This is a genomic window from Nitrospira sp. (genome assembly GCA_037045225.1).
GTDB lineage: Bacteria > Nitrospirota > Nitrospiria > Nitrospirales > Nitrospiraceae > Nitrospira_A.
Genome location: JBAOHZ010000009.1, coordinates 1550267 through 1560810, shown reverse-complemented (window position 1 = coordinate 1560810; position 10544 = coordinate 1550267). Strand labels below are relative to the sequence as shown.

At 59.5% G+C, this 10544-nt stretch carries 11 protein-coding genes; 9 read left to right on the top strand and 2 right to left on the bottom strand.

Annotated features, from left to right (window positions below):
• The first annotated feature begins 5 nt into the window (after positions 1-5).
• The 9 genes from V9G17_08000 to V9G17_07960 all read left to right on the top strand — a co-directional run bounded on the left by V9G17_08000 (position 6) and on the right by V9G17_07960 (position 7865).
• Positions 6-518, top strand: coding sequence for a DUF3015 domain-containing protein (locus tag V9G17_08000; GenBank protein ID MEI2752534.1), 513 nt, complete (start codon positions 6-8; stop codon positions 516-518).
• Positions 519-743: 225 nt separating this feature from the next.
• The gene (locus V9G17_07995) at positions 744-1496 is read left to right on the top strand and encodes a zinc transporter ZupT (GenBank protein ID MEI2752533.1); all 753 of its coding nucleotides are present in this window, start codon (positions 744-746) and stop codon (positions 1494-1496) included.
• A 224-nt stretch (positions 1497-1720) separates the two neighbouring features.
• On the top strand, positions 1721-2824 hold the full coding sequence (locus V9G17_07990) for a deoxyhypusine synthase family protein (GenBank protein MEI2752532.1): 1104 nt from the start codon (positions 1721-1723) through the stop codon (positions 2822-2824).
• Positions 2821-3474 (top strand): DsbA family protein, encoded by a 654-nt coding sequence (locus tag V9G17_07985; GenBank protein ID MEI2752531.1) that lies wholly within the window; start codon positions 2821-2823, stop codon positions 3472-3474. Before V9G17_07990 ends, V9G17_07985 begins: the two co-directional genes overlap by 4 nt.
• A gap of 72 nt (positions 3475-3546) precedes the next feature.
• Positions 3547-3825: a hypothetical protein gene (locus V9G17_07980; protein MEI2752530.1), complete on the top strand. Its 279-nt coding sequence runs from the start codon at positions 3547-3549 to the stop codon at positions 3823-3825.
• 28 nt (positions 3826-3853) lie between these two features.
• Entirely contained in the window at positions 3854-5284 is a 1431-nt protein-coding gene (locus V9G17_07975; GenBank protein MEI2752529.1) for an aldehyde dehydrogenase family protein, read from the top strand.
• A gap of 175 nt (positions 5285-5459) precedes the next feature.
• The gene (locus V9G17_07970; GenBank protein ID MEI2752528.1) at positions 5460-6035 is read left to right on the top strand and encodes an arginine decarboxylase, pyruvoyl-dependent; all 576 of its coding nucleotides are present in this window, start codon (positions 5460-5462) and stop codon (positions 6033-6035) included.
• 12 nt (positions 6036-6047) lie between these two features.
• Positions 6048-6980: an agmatinase gene (gene speB, locus V9G17_07965; GenBank protein MEI2752527.1), complete on the top strand. Its 933-nt coding sequence runs from the start codon at positions 6048-6050 to the stop codon at positions 6978-6980.
• Positions 6981-7154: 174 nt separating this feature from the next.
• Entirely contained in the window at positions 7155-7865 is a 711-nt protein-coding gene (locus V9G17_07960) for a pseudouridine synthase (GenBank protein ID MEI2752526.1), read from the top strand.
• A 44-nt stretch (positions 7866-7909) separates the two neighbouring features.
• Here V9G17_07960 and V9G17_07955 read toward each other — a convergent pair whose 3' ends face one another.
• Positions 7910-8668 carry an MCP four helix bundle domain-containing protein gene (locus tag V9G17_07955; GenBank protein ID MEI2752525.1) on the bottom strand — a complete coding sequence of 253 codons (759 nt, stop codon included), beginning with the start codon at positions 8666-8668 and terminating at the stop codon, positions 7910-7912.
• Between the two features lie 99 nt (positions 8669-8767).
• Complete coding sequence (locus V9G17_07950) at positions 8768-10438, bottom strand: ABC transporter ATP-binding protein (protein MEI2752524.1); 1671 nt, start codon at positions 10436-10438, stop codon at positions 8768-8770.
• Positions 10439-10544 lie beyond the last annotated feature (106 nt).

Genomic DNA, 10544 nt, shown 5'->3' with positions numbered 1-10544 from the left:
AGCACATGAAAAAAGGATTGTTCGTCGCGCTGACAGGGATCTTGATCGGCGGGCAGGTCAGCGTGGCGTTCGCAGTGACTCCGGACAATGGACCTGGGTGTGGGCTGGGAAAGCTGGCGTGGGCGGACTATAAGACTCCGAAGAATATTGCGCCTCAAGTGATGATGGCGACAACGAACGGCACGTTCGGGAGTCAGACATTCGGGATCAGCTTCGGCACATCCGGCTGTACCAATGACGGCAAGGTGATGGCCGAACAGCAGACCCACCTGTTTGTTGCCAGCACGTTTGAAACGATTTCCGGGGACATGGCCAGGGGCGGTGGGGAACATTTGGCCGCGCTGGCGACGTTGATGGGGGTGCCGGTCGACCAGCACCCGGCGTTTTTCGCGCTGACCCAGCAACAGTATCAGGTGCTCGTTCAGGCCGGTGAGACATCCTCGGCTGCCGTCGTTAAGGCGTTGCAAGACGTCATGGGTGGACATCCGGTCCTGGCCCAACTGTCCGGCGGACGGTAACCACGCCTTGTACTGCCCCTCTCCTGCCGCGTCTGTCGGCAGCCTCAAGGCCGGTGGGTGGTGAGACGCCCTGTGCCACACCCGCCGGCGCTGTCGGCTCCATCATGAGTCTGTGATGGGGCCTATCTCCTGGCTTGATTGTCAGGGGCTGTCATGTCTGTGAACGTCGTGCCAGCCTTCACCCCGATCTTTCTTCCTTCCCCCTGCTTCTGGTAGAAGGTTGCCATGGTGAATGCTATTGGACTGGGCGCGATCGCCGGTCTCATTCCAGTCTACGTCGGCATCCTTGCAGCCCTGTTCCTGGGCAAGGTGTTGCCGCGGACTTGGGAGAGTGGATTGATCGGGGTGGCGAACGGTGTCTTAGTGTACCTTTTTTTCGATCTCATGCATGAAGCGACTGAGCAAACGGGCGCACGAGACCCCATCTCGTGGTTGGTGTTTCTTGGCAGCCTCGGGATCAGTTTCGTCGGTTTAGTGGCGCTGGAATCCCGCCAGGTGTTCGGCGGTCGTGCAGGGAATCGGGTGCTGTCATTGCCCTACATGATTGCCGTTGGGATGGGGTTGCACAATCTTGGAGAAGGGCTGGCGATCGGTACCAGTTATGCCAGCGGCGAGTACACGCTCAGTCTCTTGTTGGTGGCCGGATTCGGTTTGCACAATGGCACCGAGGGATTCGGTATTGTGGGTGCCTCGGGAAAAACGCCGATCTCCGGGCGGGATGTCATCCTGCTGGGATTGATCGCCGGGCTGCCGACATGTGTCGGGACCTTTCTCAGCGGGCAAGGTGTCTCTTCCTACTTCTCGATCTGCTTCTACGCCCTGGCGGCCGGTTCGTTGCTCTATGTGATCCTCGCGTTGACCGTGATGTCGTATACGGCGACGCGCCGGGTGCAGGTGGCGACAGGCCTGTTCGCTGGGATCAGTCTCATGTACCTCACGGCGATGGTGCTCACACTCGTCAGCGGCGTTCGAAGCTGACCGCCTGTTCTCGCGACTCCCTCCTGTCTTTTCCTCGCGCGGTTGCGCGCCGTTGATTGCTTCGGTGGGTGAGGCACCTGAGCGGGCGGGATGAATCACGTTTGACGGATGACAGCCTGCCCTCGAAGGGTCTGACCACCGCTTCAATTGACCCCGCGCCGCTCGGTTGTGTATAAAATGATCTGCTTGATCGGAAGGGTGATTTTTTTCGGGAGGCTCTCATCATGGCGGGACGGGAATTTCATGACGGTGCCACGGATGGCTTGGAGGCGCTTGAGCCTCTCGACCCTGAAAAGATTCATACCTTTTCGGAGCTGTTGGAAGCGATGCGGAAAACGGCATTCGGCGGCCGGCGGCTGGGCGAGGCCTTTGAAACCCTCGCGGCGATGATCGAGGATACCGAGTGCAAGGTGGTGCTGACGCTCTCGGGCGCTATGACCATCGCGAAGATGGGGAAAATCATCAGTACCATGATCGACCGCGACATGGTGCATGCCATCATCTCGACGGGCGCGCTGGTCGCACATGGCCTCAGCGAATCGGTGGGCAAGCTCCACTATCGGCATGAGGCCGCTCATAGCGACGAGGAGTTATTTCAGAAGGGCTACAACCGCGTCTATGACACCCTTGAGATGGAGTCGAACCTCAATTACGTCGAGCATGTCGTCTCGTTGACGCTTAAACGGATCAACCCCGATGTGCCTCTCTCGTCGCATCTCCTGACCCGGGAACTCGGGAAGACGTTGACCGAAGAATTTGAAGGACCCGGGATTCTCAAGAGCGCCTACTTGAAAAACGTGCCGGTTTATATCCCTGCATTCACCGATTCCGAGATGGGGCTGGATGTTGGCACCTGGGCGATGGGGAAGCAAATGGATCGGGTTCGCAGCCAGGTCAAAGGCGGCGGAGACGAGGCGGTCTTACGCGCGCTTCACCAAGCGAGTCCCGTCTTCAATCCCTACCTCGATCTCAACCACTATGCGGGAGAAATACTGGGATCCAAACGCCTGGGCATTTTCACCATCGGTGGTGGCGTGCCTCGGAATTGGGCGCAGCAAGTGGCGCCGTATATCGAGATCAGTAACACGCGTTTGGGCCTTGATGTGAAACCGCCACGGTTTCATTATGGCGTCCGAATCTGTCCCGAGCCGGATTACTGGGGCGGATTGAGCGGATGCACCTATCAAGAGGGCATCTCGTGGGGCAAGTTCGTGCCGCCGGCCGAAGGCGGGCGGTTTGCCGAAGTGCTGAGCGATGCTACCCTGGTGTGGCCGTTGCTCATGGTCGGGTTATTGGAACGCATCCCAGCGAAGAGTGTCCCGGCATGACTCTCATGACTGCATGGCTGATTCGGGTTGGAATGGGGTGTCTCCTGCTCGTGCTGGTGGCAGGCGCCGCCGTTGCCGCCAGTGCGCCGGCCGTCGATCATCGGATGCGAGGCAAGGCGGATGCGCCGGTGACGCTGATCGAGTATTCCGACTTCACGTGCGGCTATTGCCTCAAGTTTTTTAAGGAAACCTGGCCCAAGATTCAGGCGCGTTATGTCGATACCGGCAAGGTCCGGTTTCTATACAAGGACTATCCCCGCGCCGATCAAGGTCCCGGGGTCACTGCCGCGCTCGCCGCGCGTTGTGCCGGCGACCAGGGCACCTACTGGCCGATGCACGATCGATTGTTTGCCGCGGACGGACGGTTGGACGTGGACAGTTACTCGCAACATGCCAAGGCCATCGGCCTCGACCAGACGAAATTCCGGCAATGTTTGCGTGATGCCCCGCATGTGCAGGCCATCTTTCAAGACCGGGATGAAGCGAATGGCTGGGGATTCCATGGCACGCCCGGCTTTGTCCTGATGCGTACGACGCAGCAGCCGACCACCAAGAATCCGGCCATTGCCATTCCCGGCGCCTTCCCGTTCGAAGCATTCGAGGAAGAAATTGAGAAGTTACTCGCGTCTCCGGGGGCGACACAGAAATAACGTCCCTCATGCCAACGGGCGTCAGTGTTGTGACGAGACTCATCGTTTAGCCAGGAAAGAGGAAACTGCACTATGGCATCGAAACAAGCCTTTTGGAACGTGCCTGCGAAGGATGGAGAGCCCGATCTCTGGGTGTGCATGTCCTGCTTGAACGAAGCGTTTTGCCGGAAGGTTCCCATGCCGGCCTGTCCATCCTGCCAAGGGGTCTCGACGTATGAAGCGTTCACCTTGGCGGCGGTTCAGGATTGGGGAACCGAAGAGTTGATCGCCAAGGCGGTGGCGGCTCAGCGTGATGAAGCGACGCATAGCGCCGCGGCTGCAGCCACACCTCCGATGGAATCCGTGCAGTAGCGATCCTCCCTCTCCTGGAGTGAGTCTGTTGGAAGATGGCCGTCCATTTCTGATCGGTGGCCGGTGGGTACACACCACCACGGCTGCTCCCGTACGAAATCCCTACACAGGCGAGACGATTGCCCATGTCTGTCAGGCCGGTCCGGCTGAAGCGGACGCCGCCGTCGTGTCTTCAGTCGAGGGCGCGGCCGCGATGCGCCGGTTGTCCGGGTACGCGCGATCGACCCTGCTTGGGAAGGCGGCTCAGGCGCTCGAAGCGAGGCACGAAGAGTTTGCGCGTAGCATGGTGGCAGAGGCCGGCAAGCCGCTGACCGATGCGCGCCGGGAGGTTGGCCGCGCCATTCAGACGTTCTCGATCGCGGCGGAGGAGGCCAAGCGTATCGGTGGTGAGGTCGTGCCGCTGGATTGGTCGCCCGGAATGGAGTCGTATTGGGGGGTGACGCGGCGATTTCCCATCGGGCCTATCCTTGGCATTACCCCGTTCAATTTTCCGCTCAATCTTGTCGTCCATAAGGTGGCTCCGGCCTTGGCGGCTGGTAACTCGATTCTGATCAAGCCGGCGCCCCAAGCCCCCCTGACATCGCTTCTGTTGGCCGAGTTGTTGCTAGAGGCCGGTGTTCCAGCGGGTGGTCTCAACGTGCTGCCGTGCGAAAACAAGGTCGCGGAGCAATTGGTGGTCGACCCTCGGTTCAAGTTACTGAGTTTTACCGGAAGTGCGCCGGTGGGCTGGATGCTGAAAGCCAAATGCGGCAAGAAGAAGGTGGTGCTCGAATTGGGCGGGAATGCCGCGGTGATCGTCGAGCCGGATGCGGATCTGGATCATGTTGCACAGCGTTGTGTGACCGGCGGATTCAGCTATGCCGGACAAACCTGCATTTCGGTGCAACGGATTTTTGTGCATGAGTCGATCGCGGCGGCGTTCACGGAGAAGCTTGTGGCACGTGTTGAGCAGTTGGAAACCGGAGACCCGAGCCATGAGCACACGGTCGTCGGACCGCTGATTGATTCGGGAGCCGCGCAGCGTGTCGAAGGCTGGATCGGGGATGCTGTGGCCCAAGGTGCCCGCCTGTTGTCGGGCGGAACGCGGATGGGGTCGGTTGTGCGGCCGACGGTCTTGTCTCAGGTGACCCCCGCCATGAAGGTGTCCTGCCAGGAAGTGTTCGGGCCACTGGTCACGATCACGCCCTATCGCGACTTTGAGGGTGTATTGACGGCAGTGAATGAGTCGGACTATGGGTTGCAGGCGGGCCTGTTCACCAACAACATTGGACGCATCTTCCAGGCGTTCGAGCAGCTGGAGGTCGGCGCCGTCCTCGCGAACGAGATTCCAACGTTCCGCGCGGACCACATGCCCTATGGTGGCGTGAAGGACTCCGGGATCGGTCGTGAAGGTCTTCGGTACGCGATCGAGGACATGACCGAACCCAGATTGTTGGTTCTGAATCTACGCCGGCCGTGACAGCCCTCTGGCGTACGGCAAAAAAACCCGGCCGCCATATTGCGGATGACCGGCAAACTTGATACAACTTTCGCGCGTGTCACCGCATGATCAAGTGCGTGGCACAAGGCTTCTGACAATTTTTCGAACACTCTAGGCGGAGTGATTTCGACGCGGGATGAAGAGGGAGACCTACATGGTACCAACACACATGTTTTTGACGAGGGGCGTCGGGGTGCACAAGGAAAAGCTGGCTGCGTTTGAGCAGGCTTTGCGTAGCGCCGGCGTGGCCTATTGTAACCTCGTCAGCGTCTCCTCGATCCTCCCTCCCAATTGCAAGATCCTCCCTCGCAAGCGCGGCGAGAAATTGCTGAACCCCGGTGAAATCACGTTTTGCGTCATGGCCAGATCGGAGACCAACGAGCGCAACCGGCTGATCTCCGCGTCGATCGGATTAGCGATTCCGACGGACCGCGATACGTACGGCTACCTTTCTGAACACCATGCGTACGGCGAGACCGACGAAGAGTCCGGTGAATACACGGAAGATTTGGCGGCACAAATGCTCGCGACCACACAAGGCATCGAGTTCGATCCCGATGTGGCTTGGAAAGAGCGCGAACAGGTCTTCAAGATGGGCGGCAAGATCGTGCGAACCTTGAATATCACGCAATCGGCAGTCGGCCGTCCAAATCGATGGACCTGCGTGATTGCATTGGCGGTGTTTATCCCCACGGAAAACATCCCTAAGAGTCTTCGGGACAAAGCCTAGCGGCGGGCGACTATGGCGCTTCCGTCCGGGTGGCTTGGGCAAGCCGATAATTTTCTCGGGATCGACGAGCCCTGGTGTCATCCCGATCAGGCCGGAGTCTACGTCCTCCCGGCTCCCTACGAGCATACCTCGAGTTATATCCTCGGGTCCGATCGAGGCCCCTCCGCGATCATCGAAGCTTCCCAACAGGTCGAGTTGTACGATGAGACGCTGCGCTATGAACCCTACCGCGAGTGGGGCGGCGTCGCAACGGCTGCGACCTTAAACCTAGACGGGCGAGTCGATGGGCCGGCTGTGCAGGCGATTCAGGAGTTTGTTCAACCACATGTCGGTCGGGGAAAGTTCTTGGTGACCCTGACCGGTGAACATACCGGCGCGTTAGGGGCGATTCGCGCGCATGCCCGAACATATCCGGGGATGTGCGTCGTACAGATCGATGCGCATGGCGATCTCCGCCAAGCCTACCAGGGCAATCCCTACAGCCATGCAAGCGTGATGGCTCGTGTCGTGCAGGACGGCCTGCCGTTGGTACAGGTCGGTGTTCGCTCGATCAGTCCGGAAGAAATCGACCTGATCGAACACACTCCGCGGATCCACACGTTTTTTGCCGCGTCGATTCTCGATCCCTCCGGTCCTTATGAGGGGCGGGCCGCTCGTTGGATTCCCGACATTCTGGCGGCCTGTACCGGGCCGGTGTATCTCACCTTTGATTGTGACGGGCTTGATGCGTCCCTGGTGCCGGCGTTGGGGACACCCGAGCCGGGTGGGTTGGGGTGGTACGACACCCTCGCGCTGGTGACCGCGCTAGCCAACGGGCCGGGCATTGTCGGTATGGATATTAGTGAGATTGCACCGATCGAAGGGTTCGTCGCTCCGCAGTTTAGTATCGCCCGCTTGATCTATCGGATGCTGGGGCGAATTCGTGCCGGCCGCCGTGTCCACTGACTCTCACATTGTGAACCGTCGCTCGTGAAGTGTCTCTCGTTGTGGAGTGGAACGTAACGTAACGCTCTTGACGGAAGGCCCAGGTACAGAGTGACGTCAGCCCGTGTTTTGGGGTGACGCCGTTGACCCTGCACTCTTGACGAGGAACGACTCACGCGAGTTCATCTCCCTGCCATGCGCATTAATAAATTTTTTACCGAGCAGGGCCTGTGTTCGCGTCGGGAGGCCGATCGCCTGATCGCTGCCGGGCGGATAACCATCAATGGCCTGGTGGCCAAGCTCGGCGATCAGGTCTCCCCGCAGGATCTCGTAGCGCGCGACGGGGTTATGCTCCAGCGCGGCCATCGTCCGGTGTATCTCAAGTATCACAAGCCGGTTGGGGTGACGACCACCACTGAGTTGCATGTTCGACGAAACATCATTGCTGAAATCGGCCATCCCGATAGAATTTTCCCGATCGGGCGTCTCGACAAGGATTCGTCGGGCCTCATCCTGCTCACGAACGACGGCGATATCGTCAATGAGATCTTGCGGGTCGAGCACGGGCATGAACGGGAATATCGTGTGGAAGTGGAACGGGAGTTCGATGAGACGTTTCTGTCTCGGATGGCTCAGGGGGTGACTATTCTGGGGGAGCGCACCAGGCCTTGTACCGTGGCGCGGCTTGGGCCCCGCCGCTTCCGCATCATCCTGACGGAAGGGCGTAACCGGCAGATCCGGCGCATGTGCCAGGCGCTCGGCTATCGGGTCGTGTCATTGCATCGGGTGCGCATCATGCACATTACCATTGAGGGTTTGCATGCCGGGCAGTGGATGGATTTGAGCCACGATGAACGTCGCCGACTCTTTCGGGCTCTCGGCCGGCCGGCTGATCCGTCGATGTGAGCAAAGATGGGGCGTTGGGCTGAATCGCTCTGGAGGGCTTGTCGTTATCCCTCGCTCGGAAGGCTCCGTGGTGATTCCGGATGGGGCGATTCTTCAGAGCTTGAAGAGGGCCGTTCTTGTACGCGTGCTGGTCGGATGAGAACCAGGTTCAACAACGCAATGAAGAAACTCCCGCCGACGATCCAATACCCTGTCGAGAGGATCGTCTTGGTGCCTTCGTCGCGCATGTCTTTGGCGACCTCCGCGACCGTCTCCAGGAGTCGATCCAGCGCGAGACTGACCTGCATGACTTTCGGCCCACCATTGTCGGCGGCATGAATTTCGGCTTTGCGCCGGAGTTCCGCGGCTTCAGCTGCGGAGCCGGCCCTCCATTCCTGCGACAGCAAGTCCGTCGTTTGGCTGGCCACGTGGAAGTATTGATCGAGGCTTTCGCGAACCGCTTGAATGTCTTTTTCTTCGCTCCGCCCGCTCCGTGACACGCGCAGGCCGGCTGCGGCGTATCGATCCACCGCATGTTGAATGCGTGCGCGCTGGGCCGGCAACGATTCGGTAATCCGTTCGAAGGTGGTCTGGTTCTCGGCTTCCAACGACCGGATGATGGTGTTGCGATATCGAATGACGTCCGCCGAGATATGGGCGAGGTCCGCCGCACCCAGCGTGTACTCGGTGTACATGATGCGCAGATCCTGATCGATACGGCTGAGGGCCTGCCCGCTGACCCACCCCAACCCCGCAATCAGGAGGCTGATAATCAATTGGTTCGTGCTGGGAAAGGACAGTTTGAGGCGCGATGCCAGTGACACGAGCGTTCCTTTCGTCAGGCCGGAGGCAACACCTCGGCTCAGTCTAGCAGATCGCCACGGAAGAAAGAAGCGGCGTCGTGATGACGGTAGCCCGGATGATCAGTCCAGCAGCACGCGGCGTTCGACCAGTTGGCTGACTTCCGGATCGTTGGAGACAAAGACCACCGACCAGGGCTCTTCCTTGGAGCAGAGCCGACGGAGCAAGGTCAATCGGAGCCCCGGCTCGATATTGTGGAGACTGCCGTTGAAGATCAGCAGTTCCGGCCGGGTGACGATCATTCTGGCCAGGAGAATGCGAAGCACCTGGCTTCGAGTCAGGTTGGCACCGTTGCCGTGCACCAGGGTTTCCAGTCCCATGGGCATGGCGTCGATTTCTTCTTCAAGCTCCACGAAGCGGAGTGCCCAGCTGAGGTCTTCAAACCGGATCGAGGGGCGCTGCAACGTCATATTTTCTTCCAGCGTCCCATCGAACAGTGTGGGATGGGAATCCAGCATCAAGCCTCGGTGGCGGTTCACATAATTCAGCGAGACATCGCGCAGATCGACGTCGTTGTAGCGGATGACGCCGCTGGTCGGATGGTACAGCCCGGCCAGGATGAGCGCGAGCGATGTCTTGCTTCTGCTGGTTCCCGAGAGCACGCTGATCTTCTCTCTCGGGATAACTTCCAGGTTGAACCGTTCGAAGAGGAGCGCTCCGTCCGGGGCGGCGAACGAGACATCCTTACACGTCAGGCGCACTCCCCGTAGCGAGGGATTGGGGAGCCAGGCCGCCACTGGGCCGGACACATCTTCCTTCGGCATCTCGAAGAGCGTGGAGAGTTCCTGGAGTGAGGTGGCGACAGAGATGGCGGCATACATGCGCCGGGCGACAGTGTCGAGATTGAGCAACAGGGTTCCGACGATCACCTCCGCCCCGACGAACTGCCCGAGGGTGATGTCGCCGATCGACAGCAACCAGCCGCCGAGCCCGATCATGCCGCTGTGCGCCGTAGCCTGAAAAATGACCGCGCTCTTGTATTGCGCGCCGGTCAGGATATCGGAACGCGTTTTTCGCGCCATGACATAGGCCTGGACGAGCGCGTCGGTCTTCTTCAGGAGCAGCGGGAGGCTATCCGTGGATTTGAAGTGCAGTCGATTGATGCCGATGTCTTGGAGCCAATGAAATGTTTGGTAATGCAGCCGGGAGACTCGTTGTGTGATGCGGAGCCCGCCTCGGCCGAAAAACGTCAGCAGGAAAGCAAAGCCCGTGATGAGCAGCGTGTTATATCCCAGGAAATAGGGATGGTACATGATCAGGATCGCCATCCCGATGATCCCCGATACCGACACGTTGATGATGTCGACCAGCATGGCGACCAACGCCCGCGGCAACAACTCTGCTTCGATGAACGTATTGGTATGTTGAGGAAGAAAGACGTTCTCGCGGAAGCGGGGTAAGGCCTCGGTGAAGGCGAAGGCTAACCGTGCATAGAGACGCTGAACCAGGATCTCCACCGCCCGCGCCTGCAGGACGCGGAACGCGCCCATGCAGAGGAGCGCCCCGAACATGGTCGCCACCAACGTCACGATCATAACCGGCTGAATGGCAAATGCGAAGGTGTTCACCAGCTCCTGCACGGTGAGCGGGACGATCAACGCAAACAGGCCGATCACGATCGCATAGGATCCCACGATGGCGAGAATGCGGCGTTCAAGCCCGATCAGGAGATTCAGACGAGCAAGGATGGTCCACGCGGAGGGGGTTGAAATGGGTGGTTCGCTGGCGTTCACGCAATGACTCGTATCGGTCGACGGTGGGCTGCAGTGTGGGCGATTGGTGAATGCCTGTCAAGCAGATCGGGTTCGATGGTGAGAAGGGTCAGAACATGAAATCGGA

Coding starts and splice junctions, on each gene's coding strand:
- V9G17_08000 (MEI2752534.1), top strand. CDS start 6: ATGAAAAAAGGATTGTTCGTCGCGCTGACAGGGATCTTGATCGGCGGG.
- V9G17_07995 (MEI2752533.1), top strand. CDS start 744: ATGGTGAATGCTATTGGACTGGGCGCGATCGCCGGTCTCATTCCAGTC.
- V9G17_07990 (MEI2752532.1), top strand. CDS start 1,721: ATGGCGGGACGGGAATTTCATGACGGTGCCACGGATGGCTTGGAGGCG.
- V9G17_07985 (MEI2752531.1), top strand. CDS start 2,821: ATGACTCTCATGACTGCATGGCTGATTCGGGTTGGAATGGGGTGTCTC.
- V9G17_07980 (MEI2752530.1), top strand. CDS start 3,547: ATGGCATCGAAACAAGCCTTTTGGAACGTGCCTGCGAAGGATGGAGAG.
- V9G17_07970 (MEI2752528.1), top strand. CDS start 5,460: ATGGTACCAACACACATGTTTTTGACGAGGGGCGTCGGGGTGCACAAG.
- speB (MEI2752527.1), top strand. CDS start 6,048: ATGGCGCTTCCGTCCGGGTGGCTTGGGCAAGCCGATAATTTTCTCGGG.
- V9G17_07960 (MEI2752526.1), top strand. CDS start 7,155: ATGCGCATTAATAAATTTTTTACCGAGCAGGGCCTGTGTTCGCGTCGG.